We start from the raw sequence: 20,462 nt of genomic DNA, 5'->3' as shown, positions 1-20,462 counted from the left end.
GACCCTCGTGCTATCAGGAGTACGAAAACGCCGGAAAGCCAACAACGGCGCGGGTTTGCGTTCCCTCTAACTTACCTAACAAGAAATACATAACTTTTAGTAGAAGCGCGCCGTTTCGGTGGACAACCACGAAACGGCACGGCCAGGCCGGCTTTCCAGCTCGGAGGGCCGCGCCATGATCTTCGCGTTTCTCAACCAGAAAGGCGGCGTCGGCAAGACCACGCTCGCCACGCACATCGCCGGCGAACTGGCGATGCGCGGCCTGCATGTCATCCTGCTGGATGCCGACCCGCAGGGGTCATCGCTCGACTGGACGCAGCGGCGTAGCCAGCAGGGCCTGCCCCGTCTGTTCAGCGCCGTGGGCCTTGCCCGCGAAACGCTGCATCAGGAAGCGCCAGAACTCGCCAGGCGGGCCGATCACATCATCATCGACGGCCCGCCGCGCATCGCCGCCCTCGCGCGTTCCGCGCTGCTGGCGGCCGAGCGCGTGCTGATCCCCGTGCAGCCCAGCCCCTACGACGTATGGGCTTCTGCCGAGATGGTCGCACTGATCCGCGAAGCACAGGTGTTCCGGCCAGCGCTGCGCGCGGCCTTCGTCATCAACCGGCGCGTCAGCACCACCATCATCGGCAGGGAGGCACGGCAATCGCTGGCCGAACAGCCGCTGCCCGCGCTGCGCTCGGAGATCCACCAGCGCATCGTCTTTGCCGACAGCGTAGCCGCTGGCCGGCTCGCCCGCGAAACCGCGCCCGACAGCGCCGCTGCCCGCGAGATCGCCGCGCTCACCGACGAACTGCTGCGGTGGCCGACATGACTGGGAAGCCACCACCACGCAGCAAGCGCGTCGGCATCGGTGCGCGTCCCCCAGCGAATCCGCACGCCGAAGCGTGGATTCGCCAGGGCGACGCAGATGCCGTGCAGAAAGGCGACCTCTACACCGCTCGACTGACGCTCGACATCACGCCCGCCATGCGGGCGCGCATCAAGGTGTCGGCCTTCACGCGAGGCGTGACCGTAGCCGAACTGCTGCGCGACCTGCTGGAGCGGGAGTTTCCCCCGGAGGGCACGCCGTGAACGCATCCGCTTCGACCGCCCACACCCCCAAAGCAAGTGCGCCCACGGCTGCGCCGCCGCCGGCGCCTTCGACACTCGCCGGCCAGGCCGGCAACGTGCCGCTGACGCGCGTGGCGCTGGCCTACATCGAACCGCGCTTCAAGCTCTACCTGCGCTTCGGCGAACCGGCGCGCACGCTCCAGCTCGACCGCTGGCGGCGCTGCGCCGTGTTCCTGCCGAACGCGGTTCTGTGCCGCATCCGTTGGCAGGCCAACGACTACGGCACGATCCGCTGGCAGCTCATGGTGATGCAGACCGCCACGCCGCTGGACGCCGTGCAGCGCATCCCCGGCGTGCAGCCGGGCGCGCGTCTGCTGCTGCACGCCGAAGGCGATGCCAACGTGCGCGCCGTGCTGGAACGCATCGACGGCATCGAGGCGCTGGGCATCGCAGCCGCAGACACATCGCCCGCGTACTGGCGCACGCTCGCGAACCGGCTCGCAGCGCGCTCGGCGCTACCCACATACACCGCAGAACGGCACGCCGCCTGGCTGGCCGGGAGGGCATTGCCATGACCACGATTTCCACGACCGGCCCCGTGCCGCATCCTCGCTCGCGCCTGCGCGCTCGCCTCGTGCTGGCAGGCTTCGCCACCGTCGGCCTCGCTGCGCTGGCCTGGGCGGCGTTCGTGCAGCCCCTGCCGCGAATGGCCTACAACCCGTCCGACAGCGTGGCGGTCGGTTGGTATCGCATCGAACCGTTCGACCCGCGCACCGCCTCGCGGCCACGTCCGCTGTCCGTGGACAGCATCGTGCTGATGCCGCTGCCCGACAGGGCCGCCATGCTGGCTGCGCAGCGCGGCTACCTGCCGACCCGCGTTCCGCTGCTCAAACGTGTGGGCGCAGTCGCGCCACAACACGTTTGCATCGTCGCCGGCCAGGTTCGCATCGACGGCGTGCCGGTGGCCGCCGCCCTGCCTGCCGACCGGCTGGGCCGGCCGCTGCCATCCTTGCAGCTTTGCCGCCGTCTCCAACCGGGCGAACTGTTCCTGTTGAGCGCGACCAACCCGGCGTCGTTCGACAGCCGCTATTTCGGGCCGGTCAGCGCGTTCGCCGTGATCGGCGTTGCGCATCCGATCTGGCTGGAGACACGTCCATGATGGCCGCCGATTCGCTGCACTTTGCCGCGCCTCTCATCGTGCCATCGGGCATGTCGTTCTACTGTTCGTCGCCGTGTCGTCGCGCGTGCAGTGCGGGTGCATTCGCACCGCACTTCGCGCTGCCTTCGGCGCAGCCGCCCAACGTGCAGGCGTCTTGCCTCGAACGCGCCTGGCCTGCGGCCATTGGCGTGTTCGCCGGCGGGCTGGCTGCTCGTGCAGCAGCGCCGCCGGGCCGCCGATGCCCGGAGCGGGAGCGAGGGGCAAAGGCGGAAGGCAAGACAAAAGGGTTCGGCACTCTGCCGCCCGCAAAGCCAGTCTGCACGTGGGGGTGGCGCGGCACGGCGCGGCTTCGCCGCCGTGCCGCGTGGGGCGCGAGGCACGCGCCGATGCAGGCATGTCCGCGTGCTTCGCACGCTCGGACACGCCGGAGCTTGCAGGGAGCACAGCCATGACCGACCGCGGCGACCATGATTTCTGGGTGCGCCCTGGCGCGCCGAAGAACCGAGGCAAAGGCCAGGGCCAGAGCTTCGTTTCCAAGGTGCTCAAGCAGGCTGGCAAGGCCAGCGGCGGCAAGTCGGCGGTGCGCCGTCCTACCGCTGGCGGGAGCGGCCAGCACGCCGGCCAGCGGCCCGGCTCACGGCTTGGACGCGGCCATACGGCGGCGCGCTTCGCAGGCGCAAAGCTGACCCCTATGTCACGGCGCGTGACCATCAAGACGCTGCTGGTCAACCAGCGCAACGCCAGTCCGCAGTCGCTCGCCAAGCACCTGCGCTACATCGAGCGCGACGGTGCCGGCCGGAACGGCGAGCCGGGCCGTGCCTACGGGCCGCAGACCGACGAAGCCGACCTCGATGCCTTCAAGGAACGCTGCCAGGACGACCGACATCATTTCCGCTTCATCGTCTCACCTGAAGACAGTGCGGAGCTGGACGACCTGCGCACCTACACCCGGCACCTGATGAACCGGATGGAGGCCGACCTGGGGACGCGGCTGGATTGGGTGGCGGTCGATCACTGGAACACCGACAACCCGCACACGCACCTGATCGTGCGCGGACGCGACGATACCGGCAAAGACCTCATCATCGCGGGCGACTACATCGCCCACGGCTTCCGCCATCGCGCCGCCGAGCTGGCGACGGAATGGCTGGGGCCGCGCACCGAACTGGAGATCCAGCAGACCTTGCAGCGCGAGGTGGAGCAAGAGCGGTGGACGAGCCTCGACCGCACGTTGCAGCGCGAGGCCGGCGAGGATGGCCGGGTGCAGATCGAACGCTTCAACGAACCCCGGCTGCAACGCCAGCGCCTGCTGCTGATCGGCCGCCTGCAACACTTGCAGCGCCTGGGCCTGGCCGACGAGGTGCAGCCCGGCACCTGGGCCGTCCATGCGGACGCGGAGAAGACCTTGCGTGCCCTGGGCGAGCGTGGCGACATCATCCGAACGATGCAGCGGGCCATGAGCGGCAAGCCTCGCGAGCTGGCGGTGTTCGAGCCGGGCGACGACGGCCGCACTATCGTCGGTCGCGTGGCTGCTAAGGGTCTGGCCGACGAGCTGCACGACCGCGGCTATCTGGTCATCGACGGGTTGGACGGCAAAGCCCACTACGTCGCGTTGGACGCCCGCGACGAGCTGGCGAACTATCCCATCGGCGCGGTGGTGGAGGTACGCGGTTCCGCCGAGGTGCGGGCGGCCGACAAGAACATCGCCACGCTGGCGAGCAATGGCCTGTACCGCACCGATCACCACCTGGCGATCGAGCAAGGCCGAGCCAAGCCCGGCCGCGACCCGCAAGAGGCTGTGGCGGCCCATATCCGCCGGCTGGAAGCCCTACGGCGGGCCGGCATCGTGGAGCGCGTGGCCGAGGGGTTATGGAAGGTGCCGGACGACTTGGCCGAGCGTGGCCGCCAGTACGACGCGCAGCGGCTGGGCGGCGTGGCGGTCGAACTGAAATCGCATCTGCCGATTGAACGGCAGGCCCGCGTCATCGGCGCGACCTGGCTGGATCAGCAGTTGATCGGCGGCGGCAAGGGACTGGGCGACCTGGGCTTTGGCGGCGATGCTAGGCAAGCCTTGCAGCAGCGCGCCGACTTCCTCGAAGAACAGGGGCTGGCCCAGCGGCGCGGGCAGCGGCTGATTCTCTCCCGGAATCTGCTGGAAACGCTGCGCAATCGGGAGCTGGCGCAGGCCGCCCAGCACATTGCCGCCGATAGCGGATTGGAGCATCGGCACGTCACAGACGGGCAGCGCGTAGCCGGCATCTACCGGCGCTCGGTCATGCTCGCCAGCGGTCGCTATGCGCTGCTCGATGACGGCATGGGATTCAGTCTGGTGCCTTGGCGGCCGATAATCGAGCCACGACTGGGGCAGCAGATCGCCGCGACTGTACGCGGCGGCGGTGTGTCATGGGAGGTTGGACGGCAAAGAGGTCCTGGGATTGGATCGGGGCCGTAGGCTGTCGTACCGAGTTAAGGTGTCGAGCAGCGTTTTGGCCCTAGCTTCTGTGCTCCGTTAAGACGACTAGTCTGTGCTTATCGACGACGCTGTGGGTGCATGGTTGCTTGCCAATTCCGGTGCAACTCGCAAACGCGCTGCCCCGACCTGAACTGCCCATTCAACGATCTGCCCGGCCAATATATCCGTGGCGACACCGAACGCGCTCACCACATCGGCCTCTCGCTTGCTGCCTGTGGCTTGGATTGCTTCGAAGCGTCTACTGGCAATAGCAGTCCGTTTGGCCGGATCGACCAGTTGCACATCGAGCCGAACCGCGGCGATCGCTTCAGTGCCGCGGTATTCGAGCTGGAACGCCCGCAGCGTACTGCGCAACTCCATATCGGCGCTCATTGGGGTGCTATCGGTAATCACGGAAGTCGACCGCCCATCGCGCATGAAGGCTTCGACGATTCGGTCACGCAGCAGCACCGGTGCGGGGTCGGCCCAACGCACTCCTTGCCAAGCCGACAAGCGACCATCGGGCTGCGCAATGAACAGCCGCTCCGAATCCAGGACGCGACTACTCTCAGGGGCGTAGACGCGCAGCGCCCCGGGTCCCGGAACGGCGCGCGGCGTACTCTCCGCCTGGGCGATGTGATAGTCGGGCAATTTGTAGGTGACCATTGGAGCTGCTTTGGGAAGCACACTGCACGCGGACAAGCCGAGTACTAGCGTCATAGTCACGGCAGCGACGGGAATCATCCTGGCGGAAGTGTTCACGGCTTGGTTTCCTCAATGTTCTCTCCACCGAGCAGGTATTGCGCCGGATTGCGATCCAGTCGGCGCAGCACGGTGTTTAGATTGGCCAGCGCCTGCTGGAGTTCGTGCATGGCAGGACCTGTGGCGGCCAAGCCCTGGTTCAGCGATTCCTGATTGTTTTGCAGTAGCGTCTCAACCCTGAAAGCGGCGCGTTCGAGGGATGCCGTTGCATCACGCGTGTTCACCATGATTTGCTTACCATCGTTATTTAGTAGCAGGTTGGCATCGCGAAGAGTGCTATTTGCTTGGCGCACGGCAGCTGTCGATTCTCTGCTTGCTTCGGTCAGATTGCTGATTAACGTCGCGATCTCGGCCCTCTGGTCAGCGACCGCGCCCGTGGTCTGTTCAAGATTCACCAGACTGCGGTGCACAAGAGCCAAATTCTCCTTCGACAGTAACTCCTGCGTGCGCAGCAAGATGCCGTTGAGTGTCGTCATGCTGTTCCCCTCACCGGAGACCAGGGATGCCATCGCCGAACGTGGTGCGAGGATCAACGGTTCCTCGTCCTCTCTCCGATCCAGCAATGGCACGTTTGGCCCACCGTCGCTCAACTCGATCACCGCGTTGCCGGTAATTCCCGTGATGACCAATTCAGCGCGGGTATCCTGCCGGACCGGGATGGTGGCATTGATGCGTACGCGCGCTATCGCCCGCCTTGGGTCTCGCGGTGAAAGAGAAAGTGCAACGACTTCGCCAATCGTGATTCCGCTGTACTGAACCTGGCTGCCGGGCGTAAGCCCGGTCACTGGCTCATCGAACATAATCCGGTAATACTGGTAATCGTGGTCGGAACGTGTGTCGCTGAGCCAAAGCGCGAAGCCAATACCAATCGCACCGAGCAGCACGACGAACAGACCAATGAATACATGATGGGCACGTGGTTCCATGATCAGACCACCTCGTTCTCAGAGTTTAAATATTGCGTGCGCCCAGCCCAATGCGTGCGCGACGGAAGAATGATGCAGATGCGGAGGGGTTTCATGGCTGCGTCTCTTGGCTGGAAGCACCAGTGGCCTGTGCGGCCGCACGGCCACGGGGGCCGTGAAAGTATTCCTGTATCCACGGGTGCTTGAAGCGCTCGACTGCCTCGATGCCGTCGTTGATGAGTACCTTCTGGTTCGCCAGGACCGCGACACGGTCGCATATGGTGTACAGCGTATCGAGGTCGTGGGTTACCAGAAACACCGTGAGGCCCAGTGCATTGCGCAGGGTCAGAATCAATTGGTCGAAAGATGCAGCCCCGATTGGATCCAGTCCTGCGGTGGGTTCGTCAAGAAACAGGATGTTCGCATCAAGCGCCAAGGCTCTCGCCAGTGCTGCTCGTTTCACCATGCCTCCGGACAACGAGGCCGGATACTTGTCTCCCGCTCCGGCAGGCAACCCCACCAAGCCCAGCTTGCTTCTTGCCAAACGCTCGGCAAGAGGCCGCGCCAGACCGACATGCTCGATCAAAGGAAGAGCGACGTTCTCCAAGACGGTCAGCGATGAATACAACGCGCCCTTCTGGAACAGAATGCCGAACCTTCGCTCCATACGCGCGCGCGCAAGCCATTGGGCTCGCAGTAGGTCGCGCCCCCCGATACGGACCACGCCCGAATGCGGCTTCTGCAGCCCGACGACGCTACGCAAGAGCACGGATTTCCCGGTGCCTGACCCTCCCACCACGCCAAGGATTTCCCCGCGCCGCACGTCCAGGTCTAGGTCCTGATGGACCTGCTGGGTTCCAAACCTGTTGTCCAGGCCGCGCACTTCAATAGCGTGTCGCACACCGTTGTCGGTGTCTTGCTTCACCGCGCTCACCAGCCCATCTCCATGAAGAACAGTGCAGCGATGGCGTCTATCAGGATCACCATGAAGATTGATTGCACGACACTAGACGTCGTGTGGTCGCCTACCGACTCAGCGCTACCGGCGACCTTGAACCCTTCATGGCAGCCGATAGCGGCGATCATCACCGCGAAGAGCGGGGACTTGCTCATTCCGACAAGAAAATGGCGCACCTCGATTTTTTCCTGCACGATGGCAAGGAACTGTGCGGGAGGAATTTCCAAGCTCAGTGCGCATACGGTGGCGCCGCCCGCAATGCCAGCCAAGATGCCTACTAAGGTGAGCAGTGGCAAGGACACAAGAAGCGCCAGCACGCGTGGCAGCACCAGTAACTCGATGGGGTCGAGCGCGTTGGAGCGAAGCGCATCGATCTCTTCATTTGCCTTCATCGAACCGATTTGGGCGGTGTACGCGCTTGCGGTACGGCCTGCAATCAATATGGCCGGGAGCAGCACTCCGAACTCGCGCATGAACGAGAAGGCGACCAGATGCACCGAGAAGATGCTCGCACCGAAGTTGGCCAGCACCGTTGCTCCCAGGAACGCCACCACCATTCCTACCATGAAGCTCAGTAGCGCCACGATGGGAATGGCGTCCACCGCTGATCGCTGGATTTGAGCGATCACCGAGGTCGCGCGCCAGCGACGCGGGTGACGAACGGTACGGCTCCATGTTTCGATGATCTGGCCCACGAACCCGGCCAGACCAAGACACGCACGACAGCCCTGTTCCAAGGTCAGGCCTATGCGTCCCAGACCGCGGAGCAGAGGATTCCCGCTCACCGCTGCTTTCTCCGTCTTCTGCTGATCGGTAGCAGCGGCGGCCAGCGCTCTCATTAGGGCGAGGCGATCCGAGGACAGATTTGGAGCTGCCTCCGGCCGGTCGAGTATCGAGTCTGGCCCGAGAATTTCCACCAGCAGAGCCGCGCCGGCGGTGTCCAGTCTCTGGACTTGCGTCCAGTCGAGTAAGGGAGTGGCGTACCCCTCGGCATGACTGATGCGGGCGGCGGACACGGATTTTGCCAGACTGGCGTAGTGCTCTATCGTCCAGTCGCCACCCGCCAGCCATTTGTGATCACCGCCGACCATGGCATCCTGCCGGAGCCAAGCCTGTGAAGCGTTGCTCATGGCTGCGTGTCCCGCCAAGCGCTGTCGATGCGCTCGATGCAGTTCGTGATCGCCGCTTTGGCATGACCCAGCAATGTGTACGAACCGGCGAACTCTTTAATGACGTTGCCGCGCTCGAAGCAACTGGCGGCAGCAACCCGGCGTCCCGTCCTTAAATCGACTGCTTCGAACTCTAGGCTGGCACCACCCGTCGTCACGGGTCCAACCAGCAGGGTCGTCATTGCATTGACTGCCCGATTCGGTGTCTGCAGTTCGGTGACCGCTACACGCACCCGAACCTGTCCCGCGCCACCTGGGGGGGCGGGACTTTTGCCTTCCTGGCGTTTCAGTTCGCTCGTCACATGGTCTAGCACTTCGCGCTGCTGCGCGTCATCGAGCCCATCGATGCGACCCGAGGCGGTCTTGATCTGCGCTTCTTCCACCACGACAGCGGCATAACGCTTGGGCTCGAATCCCGCTGCGCGGTACATCAGTACGTTCTCGTATCGTGTCGGCGATAACTTCTCGTAGTCGCCGAGAAATCCGGAGCGCGTCATGCTGTTGGTCGCGCATCCAGAGAGCGCGCCTGCTACGCAAAAAAAGATGCCGCCGCGGATCAATGCAGTTTTGCTCTTCATAATGGGTCTCCTTGATCAAACGAAACTAAGACAGGCAATGCCTGCTGCGATGAGGGCGGTGCCAGACCAGCGCGTTACCGATGCGACATCGCCTAGTAGGAGGGCGCCGACGCCCAAGTTTCCAAGTAGCCCGATTCCTGCCCAGGCTGCAGAGGCCGCGCTGATCGGAATCCGCTTGAGCGCGAACCACAAAAGTGCGCCGCTGGCCGCCATGCACGTCACTGCCACACAGAGGCCGACCCAGCGCATCGGACCGCCCGCCGTGATGGCCCGCAGGCCCAGTGGATAGCCCGCTCCTAGAACCCCTGCGGCAATGACAATCGACCAGGATTTCCAGATCAGCGGATGGGTGCTGAATCGCATAAGCCTAGCGAGACATACGCATGAAGCGTGGGTGCATACGAATTCTGAGAATGCGCAGCACGCGGCGGCTCGCAAGAGACTCATGAGCGATCTCCATGCGCGGTGGCGACACTCAGGTTCCACGGCCCAATTCGCTTGATTCCAAACAGGACTTCGTAAAGCAGCGGAATCAAGCCCAACGTCACCAGCGTTCCGAGTGCCAGCCCACCGATCATCGCGATCGCCATCCCTTTCCATAATGGTCCGGAGAAGAGCATGAGTGGCACCAGTCCCGAAATGCAGGTGACCTTGGTCATCACGATTGGACGAAGCCGTTGTATCGCGGCCCCAACCAAGGCTTCATGGCGTGGCAGGCCTTCCGCTAGCCCCTGGTCGATGCGTTCCAGCAAGAGCACGGCGTTGTTGACAATGATCCCGAACAGGGCCAGTACGCCGAAGGTCGCCATGAAGCTGAAAGGTGTGCCGGTCAGCTTCAGAGCCAATACCACGCCGATAAGCGTGAAAGGGATCGTCGCGAGGATCACACCGAGCTTGCGGAAAGAATTGAACTGCCATACGAACAGCATCAGCATCGCCAGAAATGCGAGGGGCATGTAGGTCGACAGCGCGGCGTTCGATTCGGCGGCTTCCTCGATCTCGCCGCCAAGTTCAACCGAGTAGCCCGCGGGCAGGTCCAGGGCAGCGACGCTAGGCGCCAGGCGGTTGATGATCTCCTGGGCGGTGTAAGAGGTGTTCTGTCCTTGCACGGTGATCGTGCGGATGAGATTGCGCCGTTGGATGACCGAGGGCTCGCTCGCGAGCGATACGTCTGCGACCTGAGCCAGCGTCACCGCTGGACCGCCGTTGGTGGGATAGATGAGCGTCGCGCCTACGTCTGCCGTGCTGCGACGCTCGCTTACGATACTGCGCAGGACGATCGGGACGGAGGTGTCACCGTCGCGAATAACCGAGATCGATCTGCCGCTGTAGCGGACATCCAGCCCGCCAGCGATGTCTTCAGTCGTCACGCCCGCCCGACGCGCGCGGTCCTGGTCGACCCGTACGTCGATGCGGCCAACGCGCGTATCCCAATCGTTCTTGACGTTGATGGTGCCGGGCAGCTTGCGCAGCGCTGCTTCGATTTTGGACGCGGCCCCCAACAATACCTCCTCATCCGGACCGCTGACGCGATAAATGGCAGTCCCTGACTCGGTCGCACCGAGCGAGAAACGCTTGGGCTCGGCGCGCACGTCGCCATGTGCTTGCGCAAAGTAGCTGCGGGTGCGGGCGAGGACGGCGTCGATGTCGCTCTTCGGCTTCAATGTGACAACGAAGTACGCGATGTTCGATGCCGGCAGTGGTGGATTCAGGCTAAGGATGAAGCGCGGGCCACCATCGGCGACGTAGCCGATGTGATCGGAGACTTCTGGATTGATGTTCGTGTCGCCCAGCCAACCACTGATCTGCTTCACGCGGGCGAGCGTTTCGCGCGAGTCGGTACCGGGGGCGAGCTGCACCGGAATCTGGAACTGAAGCCGGTCGGACTTGGGCATGAAATCGTACGGCAGGGTGGTGAAGCCATACAGCGCAATGGCAAGCGCCGCGATCATCGACGCTACATAGACCGCCTTATGGTGGAGCACCCACTCCAGTACGCGCCGGTAGCCACGGTAGAAGCGGGTGTCATAGGCGTCGCCCTGCTCCTGCTTGTGATGGGGTTTGGCGAAGTGGTAGCACAATAGGGGCGTGACAGTCAGGCACAGCAGCCACGAAGCGAACAACGTCAGTGCCAGCACGACCACGAGATTGTGCAGATACTCGCTCGTGGCGTTCTGGCCAAAAAAGAACGGCGAGAACACGATCACGATCACGAGCGAGGACGTGAGCAGCGGAATGGCGAGCGTGCGGCCCGCCTCGAGGCAGGCATGCTTACGATCTTCGCCACCGGCCAGGCGGCGTTCGATGTCTTCGGCAATCACAATGCCGTTGTCCACCAACAAGCCGAGCGCAATGATGATGGCGCCCATCGAGACGTTCTGAAGCTCGATGTTCATCGCGCGCATGACGATGAGTGCACTGAGGATCGTCAACGGCACGATCATGCCCACGATGATCCCGGTGCGCCAACCGAGAAATAGCACGACGACACCGAGGACGACGATGATCGTCTCCATCATGACGTGGTTCATTTTGCCCATCTCGTGCTTGACGACATCGGCCTGGAAAGTGACGTATGACAGATCGAAACCCGCCGGCAGCAGCTTCTCCTGGTCTGCAACCCGTGCTTTGAGCGCTTTTCCGAACTGCTCCACGTTCTGACCGGAGGCCATCGAAACCGCCATGACGACAGCGGGCTGGCCTTTGTAGATGGCAGCAGATTCCGGCGGATCGGCTGGCCGCACACTCACCTGCGCCAGTTCACCCAATGCGATCGTCGGCACGGGCGCCGTACTACTTTGCGGTCGTGGCAGCGCGATCGGCATTGCTCGCAGGGAGGGAGCGTCACGCACTTCGCCACTGACCGCCAAGGTTGCATTGATGCCGCCGACAACAATTTGTCCACCCGAAGCGACGACGTTCTGTTTGACGAGTTGGTCGATCACCCCCTGTGGTGTCAGCTCCAATCGCGCGAGCCTAGGCCGATCGAATTCGAGATAGACGCGCTCTTCCTGCAGGCCGTAGAAAGTGATGCGCTCAATACCAGGCACGGTGTACAGGCGGTCGCGCATCTGCTTGAGCGCGACGCGCATCTCGCTCATGGAGTAACCTGGTGCAGTGACCGCAATCGAGGCAACCGCGACGCGGCCGAAGTCTTCGTCGACGAAAGGCCCCATCGTGCTCTGTGGTAAGGCATCCTTCGAATCGGCGACCTTGGCCCGGACGCGCTGCCAGATCGGTGCCAAGTCGGTGTAGCGGTCCCAGATCGTGACCTGGATCATGGCGCTGCCTGCGCGCACGGTGCTCGTCACGCGCTTGACCTCTGCCAGTTCGCGCAAGCGCTCCTCGATCGGCCGGGCAATGAGTTGCTCAACGCGTTCGGCGGGCAGCCCCGGGTTCAACGCCGTGACCATCGCATCGCGGACCGTGACAGTCGGCTCCTCCTGAGAAGGAAAATTCAGGAAGGTCGCGATGCCGGCGACGAAAATGATGAGCGCTACAAAGTAGGTAAGTCGACTGGCGCGCAGCGCCATCTCGGTGATCTTCATGATGAAGTAACCTGGTGGATCGCGTTAGCGCTTGGTCAATTGAGTGGTGGCTTCCAGTGGTGTCACTGGCTGTCCATCGGTGAGCCATCCTCCTCCGGCGGCAACCACCGTCTCGCCGGGCTTGAGTCCAGCGAGGACGCGCGCGCTGTCTCCTTCCTGTACCGGCGTGAAGCGCACCGCGCGACGGTGCACCTTCTTATCTTCAGGGGTGTAGACGAAGACGGAAGCCTCGCCCGGCTTCGTGCCGAGCACCAGCGAGGCATAAGGTATGGATACAGTCTCGGGCCGAGAGGTCTTGGAGGTTGCCGCAGGTGCGTCGAGCACGACCTGTACGGGAATACCTGGCCGAAGTGCGCGCGCTTGCGCGTTATCTTCAGGCACTAGCACCACGGGTAGGAGCGAGCCATTTTCGGCGCGCAGACCGACACGACGTACCACCGCTCGGATTGGTTGTTCGGCTCCGCTCCAGCTCAGTTCTGCGCGTTGGCCGACATCTATGTGAGGTGCCTGTGTAGTAGACGCGTTCGCGATGATCTCAGTGCCACTGCGCACGCCGTCGACCTGAAATACCGGCGCACCAGCAGCAATGTCGGTGAACGCCAAAGCCAGCTTTTCCGCCACGACACCATCGAAAGGAGCGACGATCATCGTGCCACGTTGTGCTCGTTCGGCCAGGCCAAGCGCCGCCTTGGCAGTGCGCGCTTGACCCTCTGCGACCGCTAGCTGCGCCTTCGCGCTCTCGAACGCAGCAGGGGAGATGACTTCGCTTTCGAGCAACCGGCGCTGTTGATCTGTCTGTACACGTCGATCCATCAGGCCGGCTTCGGCGGCCGCCAGGGATGCTTGCGCTTGTGTCACGCGAAGCCGGTCAGGTTGCGCATCAAGTTCTGCCAGGACTTGGCCGCGGGAGAACCGTTCACCCACGTCGACGTTCAACTTGGCGATCCGTCCTCCTGTTTCAAATCCTAGGATGCTGCGCTCGGTTGCTCGCGCCGAGCCAGTCAATTCGATGCGAGAGCTATGCGGGAGATCCGACTGCGCGGCGGCGAGCTTCACTGCGCGCGGAGGCTCGGATACGGTGGATTGCGAGTTTCCGCACCCTGAGAGCAGAGTCGAAATGGATAGTGTGCAAGCAACCGCCAAGGAGCGCGGTGCGCACGCGGTCATGACACCGCTACGGACGCGACTCATGTGCGTCCTTTTGCCGGGACAAGTTCGAGATGGCCCGAGGCGAGATCCTGGAGCGCCCGAAAGAAATGCCGCCGCTCTGCGGGTGCGAGTATTGGCAAACCCAGAAGATCGGCGAACAGGGCGCCATCCAATGCCAGCATGATGAGTGCCGCGGTCTCGGTGCCACGCGGGGATCGACGCACGCGTTCGTACTGCACGCGGTACCACTCGCGCAGTGGGTCGAGAAGTGTTGGATCTTCCGCAGCTGCCGCGAGCAGCGCTGCGCCCATCTTCTGCATCTCGTCGTCGGGCATCGCTTCCACCTGGCTCGACAGCCAGGGGTCCGGATCTCCGGCAAACCTGCGCTCGTGATTGGCTTGTACCGCGTCGAACGCCCGGATCATCTCGTCGATCAGTGTCACGAACAAATCGCGTTTGGTCTTGAAGTGATAGAGAAACGCCCCTTTGCTCAACCCGGCCCGCACAACGACGGCGTCCAGTGTCAAGCGACTGGCACCTTCCTCCAGCACCAGTTCGCGGGCGGCCTGCAGGATGCGGTCGCGAGTTCGCTGGGCTCCTTGCTGGAGGCCGGGCTGCGCATCGGCGCTGCTATGGGCAGTGGACGGGGGGGGGCAACGTTTGACATGAGGGGCGGCCAAGGGCGCCAGCCCTTGGACGTCCCCCTCGATGGAAGGGTTAGGCATCACTGCGTGTTCGCTCGAATGCCTGGCGTGTTTGAACCATGTACACGGCTGGACCATCTGGGGTGGTTACGGTACCTTGCCTCTCAAACCCCGCTTTCTCGTAGCATCGGATCGCTCGCAAGTTGCTCGGCGACGGGTCCGTTTGGATCTTGGTGACCTCGGGATCATTGAACAGCAACTCAACCAGTGCTCGAACCAGCTTGGTTCCCAAGCCTTTGCCCAGTTGTGATGCATTCGCCAGTGACTGGTCTATTCCGCGTACTCCTGGATCGGTTTCTTCTTCCCACCATCCGTCCCCGCTTCCAAGAGCAACGTACGACTGGGCATACCCAATCGGCTCTCCATTCAGCATTGCAATGTATGGAGTGACGGACTCTTGCGCTAAAACGCTTGGCAAGTACTGTTCCTGTACGTCAGCAAGTGTCGGGCGTGCTTCTTCTCCGCCCCACCACTCGACGATATGAGATCGATTTAGCCACTCATAGAGCATCGCAAGGTCATGCTCAGTCATGAGGCGCAGTGTGACGGAATCGTTGCTGTTGGTCACGATGCTGTACTTTGTGATGCCTAACTTTGTTTTCGCGCGGGGCGGCATGGTCGTGCTCCAAAAAAGCTTGAGTCATATACAGTCCAGACGGTATAGTAGAAGCCATACAACAGTCCGTCAAGACTTTTTCGGAGCGCAAGGAGCTGCCATGTCTCAAATTCTTGAACGCTATCGCCTCATTGCCATGATTTCTCCGCTACTGCTTCTTGCGGCCTGCAGCCATGCCCCGCACTCTGCCGATCCACCTCGCCTGGATGTACCGGCCCATTTCTCAAATGAAGAGGGAGGTGAAGGCATCTTGGACAAATCGTCCCGCCGTACTCTTCCCGTCGATTGGTGGACGGCCTACGGCGATCCGCACCTCAATGCCTTGGTCCGGGCGGCGCTGGAGCGCAATACCGAACTGACGATTGCGCGAGCGCGCGTGGACGAGGCATCGGCCGCCACGCGGCGAGCACGGGCCTCCCTGCTCCCCTCGTTGTCCGCGGGCACGCAGGCAACTCGAGGACGCGACTATTCAGAGAACGTTGCAATCGGCAATGATGGCCGCGCCACGTTGTCCGCATCGTGGGAGGCAGACCTGTCGGGACGGCTTTCGCAGGCAGCAGAAGGTGCGCGCCTGGATGCGGTGGCAGCCGAACAAGCGTGGGTTGCCACGCGGTGGCAGGTCGCGTTTGAAACAGTGTCGGCGGCTGTGCAGCAGCGCCAAGCCAGTGAGCTCGAAGCGCTAGCCGCGGCGCGGCTGGCATCCGCAGAACGACTCGTCTTGCTGATGCAACGGAAGTTCGAGGCCGGACAAGCTACCGGCTTCGACATCGAGCGTACCCGCGCCGGCGTCGTCGCACTGCGCGTGGAGCAAGAGCAACTGCGGCGTGCGCGCGGCGAGGCGACGCATGCACTCGATGTACTAGTGGGACAAACGCCCGGAGCGCCTGCAGCTTCCCCAACTCTTGCGTCGCTCGCCGTCCCGGACTGGACACCGACACGCATACCTGCGGACCTGCTGAGTGAGCGGCCCGACGTGCGCGCCGCCGAAGCGAAGTTCGCCGCCGAAACCGCGCGCTGGAACGCAGCCGAAGGCGAACGCTTCCCCAGGCTGGTGTTGGACCTGAGCGGCGGACGGCAGCGCGTAGAGAGTGTGGGAACCCGCATCACTGGAAACATTTTTTCACTTGGGGCCGGGGTGTCGTTGCCGATCTTCGATGGTGGCGCGATCCGTGCCGGCATCGAGACCGGAGAGGCGCGCAGCCGAGCTGCCCGTGCGGAGTTCGAGCGCACTTTGTTGAGTGCTTTGCAGGACGTAGAGAACGCATATCTCGGTTGGCATACGCAGCACGCAGCACTGGAGCATCAGGCCGAGGGTGTCGCAGTCGCGGAGCGTCAGCTCGATCGCAGCCGACGTCTGTTCGAGGCGGGACAAGTGGACGCCACGGTGGTGGCCGAGGCTGAGGCCGGGGTGCTGTCAGCGCAGGCTTCGCTGATCCGCACGCGGGCCGAGACAGCCATGCAATGGGGCGTCCTGGCAAAAGCATTATCCGGCTCTCCTGTTTGATCGCAGAAACATGCTGGAGCAGCTTGCGAAGGCTAGCTAAATAGCGTGACGCAAGGCGAAGGTGGTGAGGCCTGAGTGATGAGGAATGCGAACATGGAAATTCGACACCTGCGCTACTTTCTGGCGGTGGCAGAGGAGCTGCACTTTGCCCGAGCCGCAGAGCGCCTCCACATAGAGACATCGCCGCTGTCGCGCGCCATCAAGGAACTTGAGGAAGAGTTGGGCGTAGCGCTATTTGCGAGAACCACTCGGAGCACCCGCTTGACTCGTGCGGGCAGGCTCTTCTTTGAGAGCGTGCCGCGTGTCTTCGCAGCTTTGCAGCAGGCGCGCGACAGTGTGAACGCCGCAGCCAATGGCTTTCATTGCCAGCTCCGTATTGCATTGTCTGATGGAATCACGCCATCGCGCCTGCCTGCGTTGTTGGCGCTCTGCCGGCAGGAAGAGCCGGAAGTGGAAGTTCGCTTCTTCGAGGTGCCTTTGGCACAGCAAATCAAGGGATTGTGTGGCGAACTGTACGATCTCGGCTTCGCTCAATCGGATGAAGTCGGCGAAGGCATCATCGCCGTGCCGGTGTGGAGTGACCCTCTGATGGTAGCTGTGCCCGCACGGCACCCCTTGCTATCCCACAAACAGATTCCCCTAGAAGAGCTGTTGCGGTATCCGCTGGTGCTCTGCGACGCGGTGGCGTGTGAGGGCCATGCTCGGCAAGTTGAACGGGTGCTACGTCGCGTGGACATAGAGCCACTGATTGCCGAACGCGTGACTTCCAGCGATCTAATGATGGTCCTGGTTTCGGCGGGACTTGCACTAGGCCTCACAGGAGGCGCGCATATCACAGCCAGCAGGGAACAGGGGGTGGTCGCACGGCCGCTGACTGGACGTTCGCCAATGCTCACGACCTATCTACTACGGCCGGCCAGCGAGCCGTCAGAAATGCTGACTCGCTTCATGGAACGCGTTCATTCGATCAAATCTCCAGATGCCAAAGGTCGGCGGTAAACCATCACACAATCTCCCAAAGAAAATTAACCATGAAGAAGATTGCTCTCATATTGCTTTCCTCGACATTGGCAGCCTGCAGCCCATCTGGGAAACCAGATAAAGCCAACCTTCCGACAGTCGATGAATTAGCGCTCAATCCTGAGCGTCTGAAAGAGTTGCGCAAGCAATGCAAGTTGGATCGACCAATGCTGGGCGACCAACTATGTAACCGGGTTGCCGAGGCTACGCGAAAGCGCTTTTACGAAGATGGCGATGTGCCCCACACCACGCCTAAAGAGCCGCCGAAGTTCTAAGCTGGTGGTCATGCCGGAGTATGTATGCCGGATATGAAAAATTTGAAGGAGAATCGCAATGGGTTGGATCTATCTTGTTTTGGCTGGATTGTTTGAAATCGGATGGCCGGTCGGGCTGAAAATGGCGCAAGAGCCAACATCGCGTTGGAGTGGGGTCGCAGTAGCCGTCTCTTTCATGACAATTAGCGGCGCCTTCCTATGGCTTGCTCAGCGTCAGATACCGATTGGGACTGCTTATGCGGTGTGGACGGGTATCGGAGCGGCGGGAACTTTCTTAGTCGGAATTCATTTCTATGGCGACCCAACCTCCCTGATGCGATACCTTGGCGTGGCGTTGATCATCCTGGGCGTTATCACGCTCAAGTTATCGAGTTGATCGCTAGCTCCATTGGTAGCGTAGTCGCTAGGCGACCCAGCTCCCAGAGTGGATCGGGCGCTGGGAACTCGTACGGTCACCTCCTCTCTCTAGTCGCTATGTGACGAGCTTGCCGGCGCCTCGGGAGAGTTCGAGCCAGTGCGCGTAAGGCGGTGGGAGCACCCATTCCGGGTGGCTCCACCTTCAGTGCCTGCGCCAAGGTGACCTGAGTACGAACTTTGTAGCCAGTCAGGCAGTGAGTTCGGAGGGGATGCTATCGGATTGGATCCAGTTGCGCCGGATCGTCGCCGGCGGTTTGTAAGCATGCGCGCTATGCGGCCGCTGCTCGTTGTAGAACTGTCGCCAACGTTCGATCAGCACCTTCGCTTCGGTCCGACTGCGGAACCATTCGCGGTTGAGCAGTTCGTCGCCCATCGTTGCCTGCGAAGTCAGGACCAGCAGAATCCTGAGGGGAGTTCTCATCATGGTTTTCTCCGTTCAGACGCTTGGGATCAAGCGGCCGGAGACCACTACGCCTGCTTGGCTTTGCGCGCTGCCTCGACCAAGCTGTCGAGCCAGTCCTGATGGCCGTTGATCATCGGGTTGGGTTTGGCGTTGTGCAGCTCCTCGGCCGGTTTGCCCTTCTGAGTTTCCTGCGTGAGGATGCGCACGCGCCTGCCGTCCAGGTTCTCAACCAGCCAGGCGTGATGCACATCCAGGCGCGTATCTGTGCCTTCCTCGCCGGACCAGCCGTGCCAGGCCACGCGGCCGGGTTGCCCATCCGCAGGTGGCACGTATTCGTTGCACTGCCCCTCTACCGGGAAGCCGAAGGTCTCGAAGTAAAACCGATCGCCGTCGGCCAGTACCGGGCCTTTGCCGTCATGAAAGCACACGTTAGCCGAGTTGGCGTAGTAGCTTGGCCACAGCGATGGTGTGACGAGTAGAGGCCATACGTCGGCCGCGCTCAAGCCGGCGGCGATGATCTCATTGGAGGCGAAATTCTCAGTAAAGCCCGGCGTGTAGCCTTCGGGCCAGAGGATGGCGTTCTGTTGCTTGCTCATATCGAAGCTCCTTCACAAAATGTCGATGACGCAACAGGGGTGGCTGCGTCATTCAAGTGGTCATGGAGCAAATCATGAGCCTCCATCTGCAATAAGTGAAATCCTAAGTTTCTATTTTTGATATCATAAAATATGATATCAAGGCCTAGGTTCTGCCATCCACCGACTAGGCTATCTCGCAGCGGCGCTACGAAAGGGCGCGTCTCCAATTGAGCCGACTGATTGCTTATTTGTAGTGCGAGGTAGAGTTGTGCTGAGCATGACGATAGGAGCGATCTTGCCTACTTGTTGTTAGCACAGGAAGTGAACAGCAGTGCTCGTATCCAGCGATGTGCTGGATCGTGATGGGTGCGTTCGTGCCAAGCAGCCGTCTTGGTGAACCCCGGTATCTTCACCGGCGGCAGGGAGATAGCCAGCTTGTCCATACCGGCGACCAAGCGGCTCGGCAAGATCGCAACCATGTCACTGGCACGCAGGATGTCTGGCAAGATCAGAAAGCTCTTGACCGACAGTGTGACGCTGCGTCGTTTGCCCAACTGTTCTAGCGCATCGTCGGTGACGCCGCGGAAACCTCCACCATCGTAGGAAACAAGCGCATGGTCGAGAGCACAGAACTGTTTAACGGTCAGCTTGCGCCCCATAGCCGCAGGATGGTCTTCCCGCAGGACACACACATAGTGTTCCTTGAACAGCTCTCGGGCATGCAGATTTGGCGGAGTGATCTCTGGCGTCAGGAGGGCTAAATCGATCTGACCGCGCTCAAGCTGGTTCTGTAGCTGCCCGCTCTCGACTGGCACTAATGAGACTCGTACACGCGGTGCGTGCCGTTTAAGTGCCGATAGAAATGGGACAGCAACGGCACGCAGCGCATAGTCCGTCGCGGCGATGGAGAAGGTCAGTTGTGCGGTGGCCGGATTGAAGGAAGGTGGCTGGAGCAGCGCGTCGATTTCGGCGAGCACCTGCTTGACAGGCATCCCTAGATCCAGCGCCCGCTGCGTTGGAACGATACCCCGCTGCGAGCGCGCGAAAAGCGGGTCACCGAAGCTCTCGCGCAACCGCGTCAGCATGCCACTCAAGGCCGGCTGGGTTAGTCCCAGACGGGCCGCCGCCCGTGTCACATTGCGTTCGTCTAACAATGCGTCCAGCGCCTTGAGCAAGTTGAGATCCATACTCTTGATATTTTTCATTTTTATT

Annotated in this window: 21 protein-coding genes and 1 pseudogene; 9 read left to right on the top strand and 13 right to left on the bottom strand. The window is 62.1% G+C overall.

Annotated features, from left to right (window positions below; genetic code table 11):
- The first annotated feature begins 175 nt into the window (after positions 1 to 175).
- From parA to PSH76_RS17750, 5 genes are all read left to right on the top strand, one after another.
- The gene (parA, locus tag PSH76_RS17770) at positions 176 to 814 is read left to right on the top strand and encodes a ParA family partition ATPase (RefSeq protein ID WP_003092312.1); all 639 of its coding nucleotides are present in this window, start codon (positions 176 to 178) and stop codon (positions 812 to 814) included.
- Complete coding sequence (locus tag PSH76_RS17765) at positions 811 to 1,074, top strand: hypothetical protein (protein ID WP_000147048.1); 264 nt, start codon at positions 811 to 813, stop codon at positions 1,072 to 1,074. Before parA ends, PSH76_RS17765 begins: the two co-directional genes overlap by 4 nt.
- Positions 1,071 to 1,628, top strand: a complete 558-nt coding sequence (locus PSH76_RS17760; RefSeq protein ID WP_023093372.1) for a DUF2840 domain-containing protein — start codon at positions 1,071 to 1,073, stop codon at positions 1,626 to 1,628. The genes PSH76_RS17765 and PSH76_RS17760 overlap by 4 nt, the downstream gene beginning before the upstream one ends.
- Complete coding sequence (locus PSH76_RS17755) at positions 1,625 to 2,212, top strand: S26 family signal peptidase (protein WP_003092304.1); 588 nt, start codon at positions 1,625 to 1,627, stop codon at positions 2,210 to 2,212. Before PSH76_RS17760 ends, PSH76_RS17755 begins: the two co-directional genes overlap by 4 nt.
- Before the next feature lie 448 nt (positions 2,213 to 2,660).
- On the top strand, positions 2,661 to 4,664 hold the full coding sequence (locus PSH76_RS17750; RefSeq protein ID WP_000132148.1) for a relaxase/mobilization nuclease and DUF3363 domain-containing protein: 2,004 nt from the start codon (positions 2,661 to 2,663) through the stop codon (positions 4,662 to 4,664).
- A gap of 66 nt (positions 4,665 to 4,730) precedes the next feature.
- Here the strand turns inward: PSH76_RS17750 and PSH76_RS17745 are convergent, their stop codons facing one another.
- The 10 genes from PSH76_RS17745 to PSH76_RS17700 all read right to left on the bottom strand — a co-directional run bounded on the left by PSH76_RS17745 (position 4,731) and on the right by PSH76_RS17700 (position 15,005).
- Positions 4,731 to 5,330 carry an ABC-type transport auxiliary lipoprotein family protein gene (locus tag PSH76_RS17745; RefSeq protein WP_003124411.1) on the bottom strand — a complete coding sequence of 200 codons (600 nt, stop codon included), beginning with the start codon at positions 5,328 to 5,330 and terminating at the stop codon, positions 4,731 to 4,733.
- A gap of 92 nt (positions 5,331 to 5,422) precedes the next feature.
- Positions 5,423 to 6,352: an MlaD family protein gene (locus PSH76_RS17740; protein WP_000433686.1), complete on the bottom strand. Its 930-nt coding sequence runs from the start codon at positions 6,350 to 6,352 to the stop codon at positions 5,423 to 5,425.
- Between the two features lie 91 nt (positions 6,353 to 6,443).
- The gene (locus PSH76_RS17735) at positions 6,444 to 7,256 is read right to left on the bottom strand and encodes an ABC transporter ATP-binding protein (protein WP_024944155.1); all 813 of its coding nucleotides are present in this window, start codon (positions 7,254 to 7,256) and stop codon (positions 6,444 to 6,446) included.
- Between the two features lie 5 nt (positions 7,257 to 7,261).
- Positions 7,262 to 8,419, bottom strand: a complete 1,158-nt coding sequence (locus PSH76_RS17730; RefSeq protein ID WP_000063629.1) for an ABC transporter permease — start codon at positions 8,417 to 8,419, stop codon at positions 7,262 to 7,264.
- Positions 8,416 to 9,036 (bottom strand): DUF3313 family protein, encoded by a 621-nt coding sequence (locus PSH76_RS17725; RefSeq protein WP_000837791.1) that lies wholly within the window; start codon positions 9,034 to 9,036, stop codon positions 8,416 to 8,418. The genes PSH76_RS17730 and PSH76_RS17725 overlap by 4 nt, the downstream gene beginning before the upstream one ends.
- 15 nt (positions 9,037 to 9,051) lie before the next feature.
- Positions 9,052 to 9,399 carry a multidrug efflux SMR transporter gene (locus PSH76_RS17720; protein WP_038421338.1) on the bottom strand — a complete coding sequence of 116 codons (348 nt, stop codon included), beginning with the start codon at positions 9,397 to 9,399 and terminating at the stop codon, positions 9,052 to 9,054.
- An 80-nt stretch (positions 9,400 to 9,479) separates the two neighbouring features.
- Positions 9,480 to 12,584, bottom strand: a complete 3,105-nt coding sequence (locus tag PSH76_RS17715) for an efflux RND transporter permease subunit (RefSeq protein WP_003092293.1) — start codon at positions 12,582 to 12,584, stop codon at positions 9,480 to 9,482.
- A 24-nt stretch (positions 12,585 to 12,608) separates the two neighbouring features.
- Positions 12,609 to 13,751, bottom strand: coding sequence for an efflux RND transporter periplasmic adaptor subunit (locus PSH76_RS17710; RefSeq protein ID WP_223294861.1), 1,143 nt, complete (start codon positions 13,749 to 13,751; stop codon positions 12,609 to 12,611).
- Between the two features lie 20 nt (positions 13,752 to 13,771).
- Positions 13,772 to 14,458 (bottom strand): TetR/AcrR family transcriptional regulator, encoded by a 687-nt coding sequence (locus PSH76_RS17705; RefSeq protein WP_262222514.1) that lies wholly within the window; start codon positions 14,456 to 14,458, stop codon positions 13,772 to 13,774.
- A complete protein-coding gene (locus PSH76_RS17700) occupies positions 14,451 to 15,005 on the bottom strand; it encodes an aminoglycoside N-acetyltransferase AAC(6')-Ib4 (RefSeq protein ID WP_003159191.1) in 555 nt (184 codons plus the stop codon). Before PSH76_RS17700 ends, PSH76_RS17705 begins: the two co-directional genes overlap by 8 nt.
- Before the next feature lie 148 nt (positions 15,006 to 15,153).
- On the opposite strand from PSH76_RS17700, the gene PSH76_RS17695 reads away from it, so the two are divergent.
- The 4 genes from PSH76_RS17695 (at position 15,154) to PSH76_RS17680 (ending at position 18,228) form a co-directional block, all read left to right on the top strand.
- Positions 15,154 to 16,557, top strand: a complete 1,404-nt coding sequence (locus PSH76_RS17695; protein ID WP_000078291.1) for an efflux transporter outer membrane subunit — start codon at positions 15,154 to 15,156, stop codon at positions 16,555 to 16,557.
- Between the two features lie 93 nt (positions 16,558 to 16,650).
- Positions 16,651 to 17,556 carry a LysR family transcriptional regulator gene (locus PSH76_RS17690; protein WP_000405670.1) on the top strand — a complete coding sequence of 302 codons (906 nt, stop codon included), beginning with the start codon at positions 16,651 to 16,653 and terminating at the stop codon, positions 17,554 to 17,556.
- 32 nt (positions 17,557 to 17,588) lie between these two features.
- Positions 17,589 to 17,852 (top strand): EexN family lipoprotein, encoded by a 264-nt coding sequence (locus tag PSH76_RS17685; RefSeq protein WP_000717310.1) that lies wholly within the window; start codon positions 17,589 to 17,591, stop codon positions 17,850 to 17,852.
- A 58-nt stretch (positions 17,853 to 17,910) separates the two neighbouring features.
- Positions 17,911 to 18,228, top strand: a complete 318-nt coding sequence (locus tag PSH76_RS17680) for a multidrug efflux SMR transporter (RefSeq protein WP_000539741.1) — start codon at positions 17,911 to 17,913, stop codon at positions 18,226 to 18,228.
- A 228-nt stretch (positions 18,229 to 18,456) separates the two neighbouring features.
- Here PSH76_RS17680 and PSH76_RS17675 read toward each other — a convergent pair.
- The 3 genes and pseudogenes from PSH76_RS17675 to PSH76_RS17665 form a co-directional block, all read right to left on the bottom strand.
- A pseudogene (locus tag PSH76_RS17675) lies at positions 18,457 to 18,636 on the bottom strand (integrase core domain-containing protein); the annotation flags it as partial.
- Between the two features lie 101 nt (positions 18,637 to 18,737).
- Positions 18,738 to 19,268, bottom strand: coding sequence for a hypothetical protein (locus tag PSH76_RS17670; RefSeq protein WP_000043569.1), 531 nt, complete (start codon positions 19,266 to 19,268; stop codon positions 18,738 to 18,740).
- 281 nt (positions 19,269 to 19,549) lie between these two features.
- Complete coding sequence (locus PSH76_RS17665; RefSeq protein WP_023093368.1) at positions 19,550 to 20,455, bottom strand: LysR family transcriptional regulator; 906 nt, start codon at positions 20,453 to 20,455, stop codon at positions 19,550 to 19,552.
- Between the last annotated feature and the right edge of the window lie 7 nt (positions 20,456 to 20,462).

This window comes from Pseudomonas sp. FP215, assembly GCF_030687795.1.
Taxonomy (GTDB): Bacteria; Pseudomonadota; Gammaproteobacteria; order Pseudomonadales; family Pseudomonadaceae; genus Aquipseudomonas; species Aquipseudomonas salmasensis.
Note: the sequence above shows the minus strand (reverse complement) of the source record. Positions and strands in the feature narration are given on the sequence as shown.